Genomic DNA, 17,844 nt, shown 5'->3' with positions numbered 1-17,844 from the left:
AGAGGAGCTTGACCACCATGATCGACCCCAAAACCGCCAGGCGGGGCCTTGCGCTCGTTTTCACCACGCTGCTGCTCGACATTATCGGCTTCGGCATCATCATGCCGGTGCTGCCCGCCTATCTCAGGGAACTGACCGGCGTCAGCATCAGCGGCGCGGCTATCGAGGGCGGCTGGCTGTTCTTTGTCTATGCCGCGATGCAGTTCTTCTTCGCGCCCATCATGGGAGGGTTGAGCGACCGCTTTGGACGGCGGCCGATCCTGCTCGCCTCGGTGCTGACCTTTGCCATCGACAATCTGATCTGCGCTGTCGCCTGGTCGTACCCGATGCTGTTCATCGGCCGTGTGCTGGCCGGCATTTCGGGCGCCAGCTATTCGACGACGTCGGCCTTCATCGCCGACATCTCGAACGATGAGAACCGGGCGAAGAATTTCGGCCTGCTTGGCATCGCTTTTGGCGTCGGATTCGTCATCGGACCGGTTCTGGGCGGGCTGCTCGGCACGCTCGGTCCGCGCGTACCGTTCTATTTTGCCGCCGGGCTTGCTCTGCTGAATTTCCTGATCGCGATGTTTTTCTTGCCGGAAACGCTGGACGAAAAACACCGCCGCCGGTTCGAGTGGAAACGCGCCAACCCTGTGGGAACGCTCCTCCAGATGCGCCAATACAAAGGCATCGGCTGGATCGGTCTTGTCTTCTTCCTGATGACGCTCGGGCACATGATGTATCCGGCGGTCTGGTCGTTCGTCTCCACTTACCGCTATGGCTGGAACCAACAGCAGATCGGCTTTTCGCTGGGTGCCTTCGGCCTGTGTGGGGCGATCGTCATGGCGACTGTCCTGCCGCGTGTGATCCCCAGGCTTGGTGAGTGGAAGACGGCCGCAATCGGTCTTGCGTTCACGGCACTCAGCGCCTTCGGCTATGCCTTCGCGTCGCAAGGCTGGATGATCTATGCCGTTATCGTCGTCGGCTGTCTCGAAGCGTTGGCTGACCCACCGCTCAGGAGTCTCGCAGCCGCCAAGGTGCCGCCTTCGGCGCAAGGCGAACTCCAGGGTGCGATGACCTCGATCTTCTCGATCACCTCGATCATCACGCCGCTGCTTTATACGGCGATCTTTTCCTGGTTCACCGGGCCGAACGCGCCGGTGACCTTCGGCGGCGCGCCCTATCTGGTTGGCGGGTTGTTCATGGCCCTGGCGCTTATCGTCTTCGTCACCAAAGTGGCGAGGCCGGCAGCGCTTGGAAAGGTCGCGACCGACGTCGCGGAAGATGGAGCCAAGATATGAGCCATGACCGGCGTGTTGTCCTGACCAAGGACGGGCTGTCGCTGTCGCGCCTCGTCTTCGGTGCCTGGCGTCTGCTCGATGGCCCGGTGCGACCGGATGCGGAAGCCGTCGCCCGATTGATCGGCACGGCAGTCGATCTCGGCCTGACCAGCTTCGATCATGCCGACATCTATGGGAACTACGAGGTGGAGGCGGCTTTCGGCGCCGGGTTGTCGCGCTGGCAAGGCAAGCGCGACAGCATCGAGCTGATCTCGAAATGCGACATCATGCTGAAATCGCCTAACCGGCCGGACAACAAATTGCAGCACTACGACACCAGTGCTGCGCACATCGTTGCGTCGGTGGAGCGCTCGCTGGTCAACCTTGGCACCGACTATCTCGACCTTCTGCTGCTGCACCGGCCAGATCCGCTGATGGATGCCGATGAGACGGCAGGGGCACTGGCCGGGCTGGTTAAATCAGGCAAGGTGAGGGCGGTCGGCGTTTCCAATTTCACGCCGTCGCAGTTCGACCTGCTCGCCTCACGGCTGCCTTTTGCGCTGGTCACCAATCAGATCGAGATGTCGGTGCTGAAAACGACAGCGCTGACCGACGGCAGCCTCGACCACGCACAGCGTCTTTCTTACGCGCCGATGATCTGGTCGCCGCTTGGCGGCGGTTCGCTGTTTACCGGCAAAGGTGAGCGCGAGGCGCGGGTGCGTGCAGCACTTGCGGTCGTGGCGGCGGAAACCGGTGCTGCCGATCTCGCCGCGGTCGCCATCGCCTGGCTGCTGCGCCACCCAGCGCGGCTGCTGCCGGTACTGGGTACGATGAAACCGGAGCGGCTGGCCGGCATGGTCAAAGCGCTGGAGATCGGCCTCGACCGCCAGCAGTGGTTTGCCATCCTGGAAGCCAGCGAAGGTCGGCCGGTGGCGTAAGGATCAGGTTCGCTCAGCCAGCAATTCTTCGCCGCGCTTCTCGCGAATGAGATTGACGAAGCGGCGGAACAGGTAGTGCGAATCCTGCGGGCCGGGCGAGGCTTCGGGGTGATGCTGGACCGAGAACACCGGTCTTCCGGTCAGCGCGATGCCGCAGTTCGACCCGTCGAACAGCGAGACGTGGGTTTCCTCGACGCCGTCGGGCAGCGAGTCGGCGTCGACGGCAAAGCCGTGGTTCATCGAAACGATCTCGACCTTGCCGGTGGTGTGGTCCTTGACCGGGTGGTTGGCGCCGTGATGGCCCTGGTGCATCTTGGCGGTCTTGCCGCCGAGCGCCAGCGCCAGCATCTGGTGGCCGAGGCAGATGCCGAACACCGGAATGTCGGTCTTCAACAGGTCCTGGATGACCGGAACGGCATAGCCGCCGGTCGCTTCCGGATCGCCGGGGCCGTTGGAGAGGAAGATGCCGTCCGGCTGCATGGCGAGGATCTCTTCGGCGCCGGTGCTGGCCGGCACCACGGTGACCTTGGCGCCGAGGCCGGCAAGCAGCCGCAATATGTTGCGCTTGACGCCGTAATCGATGGCGACGACATGCATGGACGGATCGGCCTGTTCGCCAAAGCCCTCGTTCCACACCCATTGTGTCTCGCGCCAGACCGAGGACTGGCCTGAGGTGACCTCCTTGGCCAGATCAAGCCCAATCAGGCCGGACCATGCGGCAGCGCGGCGCTTGAGATCATCAAGGTCGAAGACGCCGTCGGGCGCGTGCGCAATGACGGCATTGGGCATGCCCTTTTCGCGGATCAGCGCGGTCAGCGCGCGGGTGTCGATACCCGACAGGGCAACGATGCCGCGCTTCTTCAGCCACTGGTCGAGGCCGGTGCCGGCGCGGTAGTTGGACGGGTTGGTGACATCGGCCTTGAACACGGCGCCGACGGCGCCTGAGCGGGCGACCGGGTTGAGATCCTCGATGTCCTCGTCATTGGTGCCGATGTTGCCGATATGCGGAAAGGTGAAGGTGACGATCTGGCCGGCATAGGATGGGTCGGTGAGGATTTCCTGGTAGCCGGTGAGCGCGGTGTTGAAACAGACTTCGGCGACGGCGGAGCCGGTGGCGCCAAGGCCGCGACCCTCAATGACCGTGCCGTCGGCCAGCACCAGCAGCGCGGTCGGCTTTTCGGTGGTCCAGGCGGGCGTCATCTCAGCCATGGCGGCACTCCTATCAGGCTGCGCGCTTCGACCGACCCGGTGGGCCTTCTGCGCAGCAATCGGCGCGGCAGCGATTTCTCGAGCCTGCGCGCGTCAATTCATTGTCTTATGCAAGGCCGAGTACATAGGGGAAGGTGCCAGAACGGTCAATGATGCAGCCAGTGACCAGCATCGATTTATTTCGTCGAACAATATCAGTGATTTGACGGCGTCTTCGGGGGTTTGCCTTGCGCATTCGCCGGGGCTATTGTCCGCGCCGATCGAAGGAGAAAGCATCATGCGTGGCAAAATCGCCGAATCCCTGAAGAGCGCGATGAAGGCGCAGGACAAGCGCCGGCTGCCGACGCTACGGCTGATCCAGGCCGCCATCCATGACCGCGACATCCTCAATCGCGGTTCGGGCAAGGAGCCGGCCAGCGACGACGAGATCCTGCAGATCCTGGCCAAGATGGTGAAGCAGCGCGAGGAGTCGGCCAAGGCCTTCGACGACGGCAAGCGGCCTGAACTTGCCGCGCAGGAGCGCGACGAGATGGCCATCATCCGCGACTTCCTGCCGACGCAGCTCGACGATGCTGCGGTGACGGAGGCCGCGCGGGAGGCAATCGCGGCGACGGGTGCCGCCAGCCAGAAAGATATGGGCAAGGTGATCGCTGCGCTGAAGCAGAAATATGCCGGCCAGATGGATTTCGGCAAAGCGAGCGGCATCGTCAAAGGCCTGCTGCAGTAAGGATTTCCCCGCTGCCGCCGTTCGGGTGTGAGCTGACGATGGCTTGGCGCCGTGCCTATTCGGCGGCAGCCGGGACAGGCGGCGTTGCGTTGCTGCGCCCCTCCGAAATGTAGGAAACGGCGGCGACCGCCACAGCGACCAGCATGGCCATCGCGCCCACCACGGGCAGGCTGCGATAGCCATAGCCGGCATTGAGCATGGCGGAACCGAGCGACGCTGCCAGCGCGATGCCGACATTGAAGCCGGACGGAATGAGCGATGAAGCGAGGTTGGAGGCGTCTGCCGTCCAGGCCAGGATGCGGGTCTGGATCGGCGTGCCGATGGCGAAGTTGAGACCGCCCCAGATGACGATCGCCACGACCATCGGCAGCGGGTAGGGGCTGACGGCATAAATGACGATAAGGGTTACCGCCTGCAGGAAAAGCATGGTGATGAGCGACGGCATCAATTTCCAGTCGGATAGCTTGCCGCCGAGGAAGACGCCGATCGTGGCGCCGACGCCGTTGAGCAGCAACACCCATGGGATCAGGTTTTCATCGAGGTGGGATACTTCGAGCAAGGTCGGCGTGATGTAGGTGAACAGCCCGAACTGACCGATCATCAGCATCAGCATCAGGATGAGCGATGTCCAGACCTGCTGGCGCGCCAGCACGCGGACTTCGCGCGCAAGACTGGCCGACGGGCTCGACGACCCCGTCTTGCGCGGCAGCAGCGCCAGCATGGCAAGCGTTGCCACCACGCCAAGTCCACACATCACCCAGAACGTCGCGCGCCAACCCCAGAGATTGCCGATCGCGGTGCCGGCGGGAACGCCGATGACGTTGGAGACGGTGAGGCCGGACAGGATGACCGCGACAGCCATGCCGCGCTGGTCTTCGCGGACGAGCCCGACCGCGACCACCATGGCGACACCGAAATAGGCGCCATGCGCCACGGCCACGGCAATGCGTAAAAGCAGCATGGAGGCAAAGTCGGGCGCCAGCGCACAGGCGGCCTGGCCGATGGTGAAGGCGATCGCCAAGCCAAGCAGCAAGGTCTTGCGCGAAAGCCTCTTGGTGGCGAGCGCCAGCAACGGGCCGCCAATGGCGATGCCGGTGGCGTAGCCGGAGACGAGATAGCCCGATGTGGGGATCGAAACGCCAAGGCCGTCCGCCACCTGCGGCAGCACGCCGGCGATGACGAACTCGGTGGTGCCAAAAGCAAAGGCGGCAAAGAACAGGGCGAAAAGGGGAAGCATGGCGCGGAAGCGATCCTCGACTGAGGAAGCCTCAAACCACGGATGGGCGCCGCCGGCAATGCAGAAATTGTCGCCGACACTTTAGGTTTTCTTGATCGGGATCGTCTCGCCTTCAGCCACGCGCTGGCAAGGCTACGCGGCCGTTTTCCGTCCGTAAGGAATCTTCAGCCACGCCCGTTCATGAAAATAATAAAGCAGCGACTTGGTGACGACTTCGGTCGCGCCGATGGCCGCGGCAAGCTTGATGCTGCCGGTTACGACGAGCGAGATGATCATTGTGTCGATGGTGCCGGTGACGCGCCAGGAGAGCGCCTTGGCGAAACTGCGTGAATGCGTATCCATCGATTTCCTCCCGGTGGACTTTTGATCGACCCCTTAGCCGACGGACAGGAGGCGGCGCAAAGGTAATTTTCGCAGTCGGCTGGAACTTGTGGGACCGCTCAGCTCGCCTTCAGCCGCGAGCCGGTGAGCAGGCCGCGTTCTTCGAGCACGGGGTAGGCCATCGACGCCAGCAGCGAGTTGATCTGCTTCAAGTCGCGGATGGTGTCGAGATGGATGGAGCTGGTCTCGACGCTCTTGGCGGTGCCGTCGCGCAGCCGCACGAAATGGCTGGCGCTGGTTTCCTTCTCGCGGTCGCGCAGCCGGTCCTTTTCCAGCACAAGCTGGCGGGCGGTCTCGGGATCGCGCGACACCAGAACGTTGAAGGCAAGCCGCGCATTGGCCAGCACCGAGGCGTGGAAGGCGCAAAGCTCGCGCCAGCCCTCGGGCGTGAACTCAAGCCCGCGCTCAAGCTTCTTCTTCACATGCACCAGCATGTTGCGCACGATGATGTCGCCGACCTGTTCGAGCTTGACGCAGGCGCCGATCAGTTCCTGGCAGCGCAGCGCCTCGTCCTCGGTCAGCGGGTTCTTGGTGACCTTGGCCAGATAGAGCTTTATCGCCGCGTGCTTTCTGTCGACGCGGTCGTCAAGTGCCGCCAGCGCCTTGATCTTGTCGGCGTCAGCGCTCTCATAGAGCTCGATGATGCGCTTCAGCATGATCTCGACCGTTTCACAGACCCGCACCACCTCGCGCGCGGCGTTGGCCAGTGCCTGGCTCGGCATGTCCAGCGCACTGTCGTTGAGCGCGGACAATTCGACGACGTCGAGCGCATTGGCCGGCACCGGCGGGGTGCCCAGCGCCACGATCTTCTCCGAAGCGCGATAGACGAGGCCCGCCAGCGGCAGGCCGGCGAGCAGGATCAGGACATTGAACAGAATGTGGGCGTTGACGATCTGGTCGGGCACGGTGGCGCCGAGAAAGGCGACCGGCGGCTTGAAGGTCATGAACAGGATCAGCATCACCAGCGAGCCCATACCGCGCATCAAAAGGTTGCCGATCGGCACGACGCGTACGCCGGGCTCGGCATTGCGGGTCAGCAGCGGGGCGATGATCGACGAGCCGAGATTGACGCCGAGCACCAGCACGATGCCGAGCTCCGGTGGGATGAAGCCGCGGCCGGCGAGCGTCACCATCAGCAAAACGGCGGCGATCGAGGAATGGAACAGCCAGGTGATCAGCGCCGCCAGCAGATAGGCGGTGATCGGGTCGCCGGAGAAATAGTTGACGATCATCGGCATCAGCGTGCTCTGGCGCAGCGGCTCCGACGCCTGGCCGATCATTTCCAGCGACAGCAGCAAAAGGCCGATGCCAACCAGGATGCGGCCGAACTGGCGCCAGTCGCGCCGCTCGGTGGCCATGAACATGACGGTGCCGGCGGCAAGGCAGATCGGCACCAGCAGCGACAGGTCGAAGGTCAAAAGCTTAACGACAAGGGCCGAGCCGATCTCGGCGCCGCGCACCGCAAGTTGGCCCGATATCCCTGAGACGATGCCGGCGCCGGCGAAGGAGCCGACCAGCAGAGTGACGGCGGTGGAGCTCTGCAGCGCGATCGACAGGCCGCAGCCGGCCAGCACCGCCATAATCGGATTGCGCATGGTGGCGCGCAGTTTGTGGCGCAGCACATCGCCATAGGCGCGCTCGACGCCGGTCTTGACCATGCGGGTGGCAAACAGCATCAGCGCCACGGCGCCGGCCAGATGCAGGAGGACGACGGAGCCGCTCATCTTGTTGTGTGCATGCCTACAGGGGCCGCCACGCGGACAGCGTGGCGAGCGGGGTGAAAGACAGGGGTACGAATCATGCTCATGGCAGCGACCGATAATAGTCCGAATATTTTAGCCGGGTAATAAAATCTTGTCGATTTCAGGGACTGTTGCGGCGCGACAGGCGGTGTCGGAAAATGGACGGATGTCGAAATGGCTGCGGTGGTGTGGCGGATCGACTGAGCTCGCTGCACTGACGGCGTCTGCCTTTGCGATGATGTTTAATTCTCTTGGATAAACGAAGGAATTCATTACATAATTGTAATGCGCGCGTTCAGTTTCAGTTCATCCCCTGGCCGCTACTCCTTGGGCATCGACAACCAAGGAGACTCCTATGAAACGCATTGTTCTTTCCGTTCTCGCTGTCTCGATGCTGGCCGCCACGTCCCTGACGGGTCAGGCTGCACCGCTGAATGTGCCCGCAGCACCGCAGTCGAATTACACGCAGGTCGACTGGCAGCAGCCCGGCAAGCACGTCGACGTCAGGAAGCGCGTCATCGTCAAGAAGCGCGTCGTGGTGAGAAACAACCACTGGAGGCACGGCCAGAAATATTCCGGCTGGAAGCGCCACCAGCCGATCCGCGACTACGGTCGCTATGGCCTGCATCGTCCCGGCCGCGGCCAGGAGTGGATCCGCGTCGGCAACGACTATGTGCTGGTCAGCATCCTCTCCGGCATCATCTTCGGCGCCATCGCCGCGCACTGATCCGGGCTTATGCTGAACCATGAAAGGAAGGCGGTCAGTGATGGCCGCCTTCCATTTTTGCCCTGTGGAAACCGGGTATGGCTCGCATTGGGGGTCGTCGGATTTCGCCGGTATGATTATATGGTGGAGAAAAGAGTTTCCCATGCGCTTTCCGCCCGCCTTCCTCGACGAGATACGCGACCGCGTGCCGATTTCCTCGGTGATCGGCCAGCGCGTCGCGTGGGACCGGAAGAAGACCAACGCGTCGCGCGGCGACTATTGGGCGTGCTGTCCGTTCCATGGCGAAAAGAGCCCGTCCTTCCACTGCGAGGACAAGAAGGGCCGCTACCATTGTTTCGGCTGCTCGGTTTCGGGCGATCACTTCAAGTTCCTTACCGAGCTTGATGGGATGAGTTTTCCCGAGGCGGTCGAGAAGATCGCCGATATGGCCGGCGTGCCGATGCCGGTTCGCGATGCCAATGAGGAGCGGCGCGAGAAGGAACGCGCCAGCCTGACCGATGTCATGGAAATGGCGACCACCTTCTTCCAGGAGCGGCTGCAAGGGCCTGAGGGGGCAAAGGCCCGCGCCTATCTCAGGGACCGCGGGCTGACGCCGGCGACGCAGCAGTCGTTCCGGCTCGGCTATGCCCCGGACAGCCGCAACGCGCTGAAGGAGCATCTTGCGGCCAAGGGCGTGCCGAAGGCCGACATTGAGGCTTGCGGGCTGGTGCGTCATGGCGACGACATTCCGGTGTCCTATGACTGGTTCCGCGATCGCATCATGTTTCCGATCCCGGATTCGAGAGGCAAGATCATCGCCTTCGGTGGCCGGGCGCTGGCGCCCGATGCGCTGGCCAAATACATGAACTCGCCCGACACCGAGCTCTTCCACAAGGGCAATGTGCTCTACAATTTCGCTCGGGCTCGCAAGGCGCTGGCCAAGGGCGGTACGGTCATTGCCGTCGAAGGTTATATGGACGTCATCGCACTGGCGCAGGCCGGTTTTGAGAATGCCGTGGCGCCGCTCGGCACCGCACTCACCGAAAACCAGCTCGAACTGTTGTGGCGCATGGCGCCGGAACCGATGCTGTGCTTCGACGGCGACCAGGCCGGGCTGAAGGCGGCATGGCGGGCCGCCGACATGGCGTTGCCGGCGGCGCAGGCGGGGCGCTCGGCGCGTTTTGCGCTGTTGCCGGAGGGCAAGGACCCTGACGATCTGGTCAAGGCCGAAGGGCCGGATGCGTTCCGGGCGGTGCTTGCCGAGGCGCGACCGCTGGTCGACCTGTTGTGGATGCGCGAGACGGCGGGCGGTGTCTTCGACACACCGGAGCGGCGGGCGGAACTGCAAAAAATGCTGCTGGAACTCACCAGCCGCATCCGCGACGAAAGCACGCGCTATCACTACCAGCAGGAAATGCGCGAGCGGGTGCGGAACTTCTTCAGTGCCCAGCGTACTGTTCGGCAAGATCGTCAGGATTGGAAACCGGGCCAGGGCAAGGCGCCCGCGCCCGGCGGACAGTTCGCGAAAGGCAGCGGCGCCGGCGGGCGCGCCGCGATCACAGAAAGCCTCGGCCGCTCCGCCATGCTCAAGCGCGGCGGCGAGATGATGTCGGTGCGCGAGGCGACGATCATCGTGGCGCTGATCAATCATCCGGCGCTGATCGACGAGAACTTCGCCCATGTCGAGTTCCTCGACCTCGCCAACACCGATCTGAAGCGGCTGCATGCAGCTATCCTCGACGCCATGGCGCATGACATGGCCAATGACCGCGCCGCGGTGATCGCGACAATTGAGCGCGCCGGCTGCAGCGACATCTGGGCGCGCTCGGTGGCGCTGATCAAGCGCGCCAGGCAATGGCCGGCGCTGGAAACCGCGGCGCTCGACGATGCCCGCGACGCCTTCAACCAGGCCCTGCACTTGCAGCGCAGCGCCCGCACCTTACATAGAGAGCTGAAACAGGCGCAAGCGGCGCTCGATGTGGATCCTTCGGACGAAAATTTCCGGCATCTGGTCGAGATTCAGGCGCAATTCAATGATGTGCAAGCGACGGAAGCGTTGATCGAAGGGTTTGGCGTGTCTTCAGGGCGTGCCGGGCGCGTATAGGTCGAAGCCTGCGTCGAAGTGAAAGAGCAAGAACGTGCTTACGCGTCGAATTGGGCGCGCGGCGCTCTAAGTCGGGTAATTGATTCGCTTTTTTCATGCGAATCATGCGAGAGGCGCTTGACCTTCTGGCAGAATGGCGGAATCAGGACGATTCGAAACGTTAACCGCACCCGGCGTCGATGGGCAATGCAACGATGTGAGGTACTGATCACTGGACAGGCAAGCTGCCTGCCACAGATATCAGGGTTAATCTGGACTTAACGAGAGATGCAGTTACTGGGCCCGGTGAAGCGCGTTTGACAACGAGCGCATCCGATTTGACCGGTCCGGCAGCATACGCGGCTTCAATGTTCAGCCGCTAGGAGAAAACAAAGACTATGGCGACAAAGGAAAAGGAAGAGGTCGAAACCGAACGCGAAGGCGCCACCGATGGCCCTCTGCTCGACCTTTCCGATGATGCTGTCAAGAAGATGATCAAGGCCGCCAAGAAGCGCGGCTATGTCACCATGGACGAGCTGAATTCGGTGCTGCCCTCGGAGGAAGTCACCTCCGAGCAGATCGAGGACACGATGGCGATGCTGTCCGACATGGGCATCAACGTGGTCGAGGACGACGAGCAGGGCGAGGAGCCCGAAGCCACTGATACGGCCGCCGACGCCGAGGAAGACGCCAACGAACTGGCCGAGCAGACCGGCACCGCCGTTGCCGCCACCACCACCAAGAAAGAGCCGACCGACCGCACCGACGATCCGGTGCGCATGTATCTGCGCGAGATGGGCTCGGTCGAGCTTTTGTCGCGCGAAGGCGAAATCGCCATTGCCAAGCGCATCGAGGCCGGTCGCGAGACGATGATTGCGGGCCTGTGCGAAAGCCCGCTGACCTTCCAGGCCATCATCATTTGGCGCGACGAGCTCAACGAATCCAAGATCCTGCTGCGCGAAATCATCGATCTCGAAGCCACCTATGCCGGCCCCGAAGCCAAGCAGGCGCCGGTGGTCGAGCGTATCGAGGAGGCGCCCAAGGTCGAGGAAAAGTCGCGCCGTTCGCGCGATGAGGAAGAAGACATCACCAATGTCGGCGCCGATACGCGCGGGCTGGTCGATGACGACGAGGAAGATGAGGACGAGGCCAGCCTGTCGCTGGCGGCGATGGAAGCCGAACTGCGTCCGCAGGTGATGGAGACGCTCGACGTCATCGCCGACACCTACAAGAAGCTGCGCAAGCTGCAGGACCAGCAGGTCGAGAACCGCCTGGCTGCCGCCGGCACGTTGTCGCCCAGCCAGGACCGCCGGCTGAAGGAACTGAAAGACCAGCTGATCAAGGCGGTGAAGTCGCTGTCTCTCAACACGGCGCGCATCGAGGCGCTGGTCGAGCAGCTTTACGACATCAACAAGCGCCTGGTGCAGAACGAAGGCAAGCTGCTCAGGCTCGCCGAAAGCTACGGCGTGCGTCGTGAGGAGTTCCTCAAGGAATATCAGGGCTCGGAACTCGACCCGAACTGGACGCGCTCGATCGGCAATCTGACCTCGCGCGGCTGGAAGGAATTCACCAAGAACGAAAAGGACGCGATCCGCGACCTGCGCGCCGAGATCCAGAACCTTGCCACCGAAACGGCGATCTCGATCCTGGAATTCCGCAAGATCGTCAATCAGGTGCAGAAGGGCGAGCGCGAAGCGGCGATCGCCAAGAAGGAAATGGTCGAGGCCAATCTGCGCCTCGTCATCTCCATCGCCAAGAAATACACCAATCGCGGCCTGCAGTTCCTCGACCTGATCCAGGAAGGCAATATCGGCCTGATGAAGGCGGTCGACAAATTCGAGTACCGCCGCGGCTACAAGTTCTCGACCTACGCGACATGGTGGATCCGGCAGGCGATCACGCGTTCGATCGCCGACCAGGCGCGCACCATCCGCATTCCGGTGCACATGATCGAGACGATCAACAAGATCGTGCGCACCTCGCGCCAGATGCTGCACGAGATCGGCCGCGAGCCGACGCCGGAGGAACTGGCCGAAAAGCTCGCAATGCCGCTCGAAAAAGTGCGCAAGGTGCTGAAGATCGCCAAGGAGCCGATCTCGCTCGAAACGCCGGTCGGCGACGAGGAGGATTCGCATCTGGGCGATTTCATCGAGGACAAGATGGCGATCCTGCCGATCGACGCGGCAATCCAGGCCAATCTGCGCGAGACCACGACGCGCGTGCTGGCCTCGCTGACGCCGCGCGAGGAGCGCGTTCTGCGCATGCGCTTCGGCATCGGCATGAACACCGACCACACGCTGGAAGAGGTTGGCCAGCAGTTCTCGGTCACCCGCGAGCGTATCCGCCAGATCGAAGCCAAGGCGTTGCGCAAGCTCAAGCACCCGAGCCGGAGCCGGAAGCTGCGCAGCTTCCTCGACAGTTGATACCCGCCACGGGTTGAGCAATTCAAAAGGGCGCCGACGGCGCCCTTTTTCGTTGGTGACGCCGGGGATCGCGTTGCCATAGGCGAGACCCTTGCCGCGCTCATCTTTCGGGCAGATAGTCTCCAGGTCGGATGCATGTTCTGGGCGACAACCCGGCTGCCCGCCCCGGCGAAGGTCAATGACCTGGCGCCGTGCTCCGTGGCCCCGGAGGGAGGTTGCGATGACAACTTACATCGTGCTTATCAACTGGACGGAGCAGGGCGCAAAAAATGTGCGCGACTCGCCAAAGCGGCTGGATGCCGCCAGGAAGATGCTGGGGGACATGGGCGGGTCTTTCAAGGCGTTTTACCTGACCATGGGCGAATGCGACATGGTGGCGGTGGTCGAGGCGCCAGACGATGCGGTGCTCGCCCGCTTCTCGCTGATGCTGGCGAGTGGCGGCAACGTCAAGACGCGAACGCTGAAGGCTTTCCCGGAGGTTGCCTATCGCGAGATCATCGCATCACTCGGATAGGATACTGGCCAGACTCCAGCAGCGAGCGACAAGACCAAATAGTTTTCTCGATCGCTCACAGTCAGGCGCCGCTTGACGGCGCCTGATCCGGCAACAATGAAAAGAAATGCTCCTCTCGATCGAGAAGAACTTCATTTTCATTCACATCCCGAAGACCGCCGGGAGCTCGATCACCCGCGCGCTGCGGCCATGGTGCCTGAAGCCGAAGCCGACGCAGTGGCGGCGCCTGCTGTCGCATCTGCCGGTTCGCGAAGCCCCGGAAAAGGCGAGTTTCAACCAGCATGACAGAGCCAGTTGGCTGCGGCGCAAGCTGCCCGGCCCGCTCTATGACGGCGCCTACAAGTTCGCCGTGGTGCGCAACCCTTTCGACCTGGCCGTCTCCAATTATCATCATTTGCGCAGGAGCACGCGGCGACGCCGGCATCGACAGGCGCAGAGCTGGGACTTCAAGACGTTCCTGTACTACCTCGAACGCAAGAACAGGCTGGTTCGGATCGACCAGACAAGCTGGATCTCGGACAGACGGGGAAACCTCATCGTCGACGAGGTCCTGCGCTTTGAAGCCTTGGCCGAGCATTTCGAGAGACTGGTCGAACGGCTCGACCTGCCGGGCGACGTGACGCTTCCCAGAGCGAACGTCAACGCGCCCTTTGACTATCGCACGCACTATGATGACGACGCGAAAAGCATCGTTCGACGGCTCTATGTCAGAGATTTCGAGCGCTTCGGCTACGAATTCTGATTTCGGGCGCGCAACGGGAAGACGGGGCGTGACGCCGTGGTAGGATGGGTCATGTCTGAACCGCATTCACATTCGCATCTGTGGCCCGGCGTGCCGCTTGCTCTCGGCTCTGCCGCCCTGTTTGGTGCGGCTCCGCCGCTTTCCAAGCTGCTGCTCGATGCCGTCAACCCCTTCATGCTCGCCGGCCTGCTCTATCTCGGCGCGGGTGTGGGGCTGGCCGTATTTCGGCTGCTTCGAGGCGCGGAAGCCCGGGCCGGTGAAGCACAGCTGGCGCGCAGGGACATACCATGGCTGGTGCTGGCCATCGGCATGGGCGGCATCGTCGGGCCGGTGCTTCTGATGTTCGGCCTCACACTGAATACGGCATCCAGCTCCGCGCTGCTGCTCAACCTCGAAGGGCTGGCGACGATGGCGATCGCCTGGCTCATCTATCGCGAGAATGTCGACCGGCGTCTGCTTTTCGGTGCCTTCGCCATCCTTGCCGGCGCGGTTCTGTTGTCGTGGGAGGGCAAGGGTGTAGCGTTCAACCTTGGCGCCCTGCTGGTGGCCGGAGCCTGTCTGGCATGGGGGCTGGACAACAATTTCACGCGCAAGATCTCTGCCACCGACCCGGTGGTCATCGCCATGCTCAAGGGCCTTGTGGCGGGCGTCGTCAATGTCGGGCTCGGCTTCATTGCCGGTGCCTCATTTCCCGCCGCGTCCTTTGTCGCCGCCGCGGCCGCTGTCGGCTTCTTCGGCATCGGCGTCAGCCTGGTGATGTTCATCCTGGCGCTGCGCCATCTCGGTACGGCACGCACAGGAGCCTATTACTCGCTGGCGCCGTTCATCGGGGCGCTGCTTGCCATCGCTGTCGTCGGCGATCCCTTGACGCTGAAGCTGGCGATTGCCGGACTTCTGATGGGCGTCGGCCTGTGGCTGCATCTTTCTGAACGACACGATCACGAGCATGATCACCAGGCTCTTGAGCATGAGCATAGTCATGTGCATGACGAGCACCACCAGCACCATCATGACGGGCCGGTAACAGAGCCGCATTCGCACCTACACCGGCATGCGCCGATGCGCCACGCGCATGCGCACTATCCCGATCTGCATCACCGGCATGACCATGGCTGACATATGTCCGGGCCGTTGCTGACCGTCTGGTACAACACGCGCTGTCCGGTCTGCGATGCCGGCATCGTCAGGCAGAAGCGGCAGCTGATCGAGGCGATCAAGGCCGGGCGGATCGAATTTCGCGACATCAATGCCGAGCCCGCAGCGCTGGCCAAATACAATGTCTCGCTGGAAGACATCCGCCGCCGGCTGCACGCCACCGACGCGCAGGGCAAGCTGTTGGTCGGCGCCGATGTCGCAATTGCCGTGTGGAGGGCAACGCCGGGCGAGGGCTGGCTGGCTTCGCTGTTCGGCAATCCCGTTGCGCTGCCGTTGTCGCGGTTTGGCTACGACCGCTTCGCCGATCTTCTCTATGGCTGGAACCGGCGCAAGGGCCGCTGGTAGTCGGCATTCCGGCAGTTTGAAAGGCCCGGAAGCATTTCCGAGCCTTTACCGTGGCTTCTATCGGGTCGCGGGTTCGCACAGCCAGCCGACGATGCGGCGCACCACGGGCAGCACCAGCAGCAGCGTCGGAAACGCCACCAGCCAGGACAAGCCCCAGGCGGTGAGCCAGATGGCTGGCAGACCGGGTTGGAAGCCGAGGCTCTTCAGCGTCGAGATGAACGAGACGATGAAGGTCATCAGCAGCGACAGCACCAATGGGCTGACGATCGTCGCATAGCGCGCAGGCAGCTTCCTGCGCTGGTTTTTCATGGTCATTGGGATTTTCCCTGAAGCATCCGGTCCATCGCATTGGCATCCGTTCGCCGGTTCTCCGGCGTAACTGCCCGGAAAGACCGGGGTTGGATGCGTTGCTTGACGTCAGACGCTTACGGAGCAGCCAAGGGCACTCAAGCGGCCTTCTAGCCGGACTGGCCGACGATATCAATCCCCGCTGGCGACCTTCTCAGATACATCGTAAGATATATCTTGACTCAGCGAGCATGCGCGCCTAATTAAGATATATCGTAAGATAGAACTCAAGGAGCAATCAATGCACAAACATCATCATTCTGGCGAGCACCCGTTGCGCGCTTTCATGCACATGGCCGGCAAGTTCGGTGGCCGCGGCGGCGGCTTCGGCCCGTTCGGACATGGCGGTCGTGGCGGTGGTCGTGGCGGGCCGGGCGACATGTTCCGCGCCGGACGCATGCTGGCCGACGGCGATCTCAAGCTGATCACGCTGTCGCTGTTGGCTGAGGCGCCGCGCCACGGCTACGACATCATCAAGGCGCTGGAGGAGCGCACCAGCGGCATCTACAGCCCGAGCCCAGGCGTCGTTTATCCGACGCTGACCTTTCTGGAAGAGGCCGGCTATGCCGCCTCTGCAGCCGATGGCAACAAGAAGGTGTTTTCGATCACCGAGGAAGGGCAGGCGCATCTCAACGAAAATCGCGAGATGATCGACGGCGTGCTCGAGCATCTCGAGCGCTTCGGCCGCAAGATGGCCAAGGCGCGCGACTGGTTCGGCTGGAACGACGAAGGCGAGGAAGGCGGACGGCGCGGTGGACGTGGTCGCTCGGACGCTCGCGACGAGTTTCGCGCCGTGCGCCACCGCTTGCGTGCGGCTCTGGGCGACTTCGTCGATGCCCCGGCCGACAAGCAGGCCGAGGCGATCGCCATTCTCGAAGGCGCCGCCGAGGCACTGGAAGCGCTGTCACGCGGCTGACCTCTGGCGAGAACCCTTGCCCGTTTGACTGAGGAACGGTACTGAAAATCATCCTGCACCGCGAGGTGGTGCGGGATGATTGCCGTTGGAGGAAGCCCCCATGTCTTTTCTGAAGCGTCTTTTCGGCGGTGGCGGCGGTGAGGCGGGCGTGCCAAAGAGCGCTGCGCCGGCAAAGCAGGTCGAGCACAAGGGATTTTTGATCAGCGCCACGCCCTACAAGGCGGAGGGCGGCCAGTACCAGACCTGCGGCGTGGTCTCGAAGGAGGTCGGCGGCGTCATGAAGGAACACAAATTCATCCGCGCCGATCGCTTTGCCGGACTGGATGATGCGGTCGACATTTCGATCAAGAAAGGCATGCAGCTGGTCGACGAGCAGGGCGAGAGGATGTTCGGGTAGGGGCCGAACTGGTCGAGGCAACGAACGCAGGCTTTGCGCCAGAAGCGGTTATCCACCGCCGGTTTCTCGAATGATGGCACCGGGCCGCAAGCAGAGAGTCTCGACAATTGAGCGTAGCATTTGCCAAGGAGGAAAGCGCCGAGGCGGCATCGGAAACCATCCTGCCGGCTCGCCCTATCTCCGATCGGATCAACCTTGTCACGGAGGCGGGCCTCAAGATGCTGCAGGTTGAATTGGCTTGCGCTCAGCAAGCTCTCGAGGCTGCTAACGTGCTGGAAGATGTCAACGAGAGGCGACGCCAGTCGGCGGTTCCGGTTCGAGATATGCGCTATTATGCCGAGCGCGTGCGTACGGCTCAGCTTATGTTGGCGCCCACGTCGAATGAAGTGATCGCCTTCGGGCACACCGTTACCTTCAAGCGTGATGATGGCCGCACTCAGACCTTCCGCATCGTCGGTGAGGATGAGGCCAACCCGTCTCAATCTTCCATATCGCATGGTTCGCCGATTGCCATCGCGCTGACTGGCAAAACCGTTGGCGACTTTGTCCAGCTAGGACAGCGCGAACTTGAGATCCTGTCCATTTCTTAGTTGGACATCGGGATGATGCACGGCCGAGGCGAGTTGCTGGAACCAATGACGGGCGAGACTATTCAGTTGTAACTTTGATACCGCCCTGACGAGCCCAGTCGTTGGCTGGGCGGATATCGACGCGGTCAA

At 62.6% G+C, this 17,844-nt stretch carries 18 protein-coding genes; 13 read left to right on the top strand and 5 right to left on the bottom strand.

The annotated features are described in order from the left end of the window. Positions 1–17 precede the first annotated feature (17 nt). A complete protein-coding gene (locus tag AC1D0N_RS15430) occupies positions 18–1,283 on the top strand; it encodes a TCR/Tet family MFS transporter (protein WP_477245278.1) in 1,266 nt (421 codons plus the stop codon). Then, a complete protein-coding gene (locus AC1D0N_RS15425; RefSeq protein ID WP_477245276.1) occupies positions 1,280–2,200 on the top strand; it encodes an aldo/keto reductase in 921 nt (306 codons plus the stop codon). The genes AC1D0N_RS15430 and AC1D0N_RS15425 overlap by 4 nt, the downstream gene beginning before the upstream one ends. A 3-nt stretch (positions 2,201–2,203) precedes the next feature. On the opposite strand, the gene carA is transcribed toward AC1D0N_RS15425, so the two are convergent. Next, positions 2,204–3,409 carry a glutamine-hydrolyzing carbamoyl-phosphate synthase small subunit gene (gene carA / locus AC1D0N_RS15420; RefSeq protein WP_477245275.1) on the bottom strand — a complete coding sequence of 402 codons (1,206 nt, stop codon included), beginning with the start codon at positions 3,407–3,409 and terminating at the stop codon, positions 2,204–2,206. 277 nt (positions 3,410–3,686) lie between these two features. Between carA and AC1D0N_RS15415 the strand changes: the two genes are divergently transcribed. Continuing rightward, positions 3,687–4,136, top strand: coding sequence for a GatB/YqeY domain-containing protein (locus AC1D0N_RS15415; protein ID WP_477245273.1), 450 nt, complete (start codon positions 3,687–3,689; stop codon positions 4,134–4,136). A gap of 55 nt (positions 4,137–4,191) precedes the next feature. Here AC1D0N_RS15415 and AC1D0N_RS15410 read toward each other — a convergent pair whose 3' ends face one another. The 3 genes from AC1D0N_RS15410 to AC1D0N_RS15400 all read right to left on the bottom strand — a co-directional run bounded on the left by AC1D0N_RS15410 (position 4,192) and on the right by AC1D0N_RS15400 (position 7,478). After that, positions 4,192–5,373 carry an MFS transporter gene (locus AC1D0N_RS15410; protein ID WP_477245271.1) on the bottom strand — a complete coding sequence of 394 codons (1,182 nt, stop codon included), beginning with the start codon at positions 5,371–5,373 and terminating at the stop codon, positions 4,192–4,194. Positions 5,374–5,505: 132 nt separating this feature from the next. Further along, positions 5,506–5,715: a DUF2061 domain-containing protein gene (locus AC1D0N_RS15405; RefSeq protein WP_477245269.1), complete on the bottom strand. Its 210-nt coding sequence runs from the start codon at positions 5,713–5,715 to the stop codon at positions 5,506–5,508. A gap of 98 nt (positions 5,716–5,813) precedes the next feature. Beyond that, on the bottom strand, positions 5,814–7,478 hold the full coding sequence (locus tag AC1D0N_RS15400; RefSeq protein WP_477245267.1) for a Na/Pi cotransporter family protein: 1,665 nt from the start codon (positions 7,476–7,478) through the stop codon (positions 5,814–5,816). A 373-nt stretch (positions 7,479–7,851) separates the two neighbouring features. Here AC1D0N_RS15400 and AC1D0N_RS15395 point away from each other — a divergent pair, with 373 nt between their 5' ends. The 7 genes from AC1D0N_RS15395 to AC1D0N_RS15365 all read left to right on the top strand — a co-directional run bounded on the left by AC1D0N_RS15395 (position 7,852) and on the right by AC1D0N_RS15365 (position 15,464). After that, positions 7,852–8,223 carry an RcnB family protein gene (locus AC1D0N_RS15395; RefSeq protein ID WP_477245265.1) on the top strand — a complete coding sequence of 124 codons (372 nt, stop codon included), beginning with the start codon at positions 7,852–7,854 and terminating at the stop codon, positions 8,221–8,223. Between the two features lie 142 nt (positions 8,224–8,365). After that, on the top strand, positions 8,366–10,306 hold the full coding sequence (gene dnaG / locus AC1D0N_RS15390; protein WP_477245263.1) for a DNA primase: 1,941 nt from the start codon (positions 8,366–8,368) through the stop codon (positions 10,304–10,306). Positions 10,307–10,683: 377 nt separating this feature from the next. Then, entirely contained in the window at positions 10,684–12,708 is a 2,025-nt protein-coding gene (rpoD, locus tag AC1D0N_RS15385; RefSeq protein WP_477245261.1) for an RNA polymerase sigma factor RpoD, read from the top strand. A 220-nt stretch (positions 12,709–12,928) separates the two neighbouring features. Beyond that, the gene (locus tag AC1D0N_RS15380; protein ID WP_477245259.1) at positions 12,929–13,222 is read left to right on the top strand and encodes a GYD domain-containing protein; all 294 of its coding nucleotides are present in this window, start codon (positions 12,929–12,931) and stop codon (positions 13,220–13,222) included. A gap of 106 nt (positions 13,223–13,328) precedes the next feature. Further along, positions 13,329–13,964 carry a sulfotransferase family 2 domain-containing protein gene (locus AC1D0N_RS15375; protein ID WP_477245257.1) on the top strand — a complete coding sequence of 212 codons (636 nt, stop codon included), beginning with the start codon at positions 13,329–13,331 and terminating at the stop codon, positions 13,962–13,964. Between the two features lie 51 nt (positions 13,965–14,015). Beyond that, positions 14,016–15,080, top strand: coding sequence for a DMT family transporter (locus AC1D0N_RS15370; protein WP_477245255.1), 1,065 nt, complete (start codon positions 14,016–14,018; stop codon positions 15,078–15,080). 3 nt (positions 15,081–15,083) lie between these two features. After that, positions 15,084–15,464, top strand: a complete 381-nt coding sequence (locus AC1D0N_RS15365; protein WP_477245253.1) for a thiol-disulfide oxidoreductase DCC family protein — start codon at positions 15,084–15,086, stop codon at positions 15,462–15,464. A gap of 57 nt (positions 15,465–15,521) precedes the next feature. On the opposite strand, the gene AC1D0N_RS15360 is transcribed toward AC1D0N_RS15365, so the two are convergent. Beyond that, positions 15,522–15,779: a DUF2798 domain-containing protein gene (locus tag AC1D0N_RS15360; RefSeq protein ID WP_477245252.1), complete on the bottom strand. Its 258-nt coding sequence runs from the start codon at positions 15,777–15,779 to the stop codon at positions 15,522–15,524. 274 nt (positions 15,780–16,053) lie between these two features. Between AC1D0N_RS15360 and AC1D0N_RS15355 the strand changes: the two genes are divergently transcribed. The 3 genes from AC1D0N_RS15355 (at position 16,054) to greA (ending at position 17,715) form a co-directional block, all read left to right on the top strand. Then, complete coding sequence (locus AC1D0N_RS15355) at positions 16,054–16,728, top strand: PadR family transcriptional regulator (RefSeq protein WP_477245250.1); 675 nt, start codon at positions 16,054–16,056, stop codon at positions 16,726–16,728. Between the two features lie 100 nt (positions 16,729–16,828). Continuing rightward, a complete protein-coding gene (locus AC1D0N_RS15350) occupies positions 16,829–17,125 on the top strand; it encodes an HlyU family transcriptional regulator (protein ID WP_477245249.1) in 297 nt (98 codons plus the stop codon). A 107-nt stretch (positions 17,126–17,232) separates the two neighbouring features. After that, positions 17,233–17,715: a transcription elongation factor GreA gene (greA, locus tag AC1D0N_RS15345; protein WP_477245247.1), complete on the top strand. Its 483-nt coding sequence runs from the start codon at positions 17,233–17,235 to the stop codon at positions 17,713–17,715. Positions 17,716–17,844 lie beyond the last annotated feature (129 nt).

It is taken from the genome of Mesorhizobium sp. P2_E10 (assembly GCF_056404235.1).
This window is presented reverse-complemented; position numbering and strand designations above follow the sequence as displayed.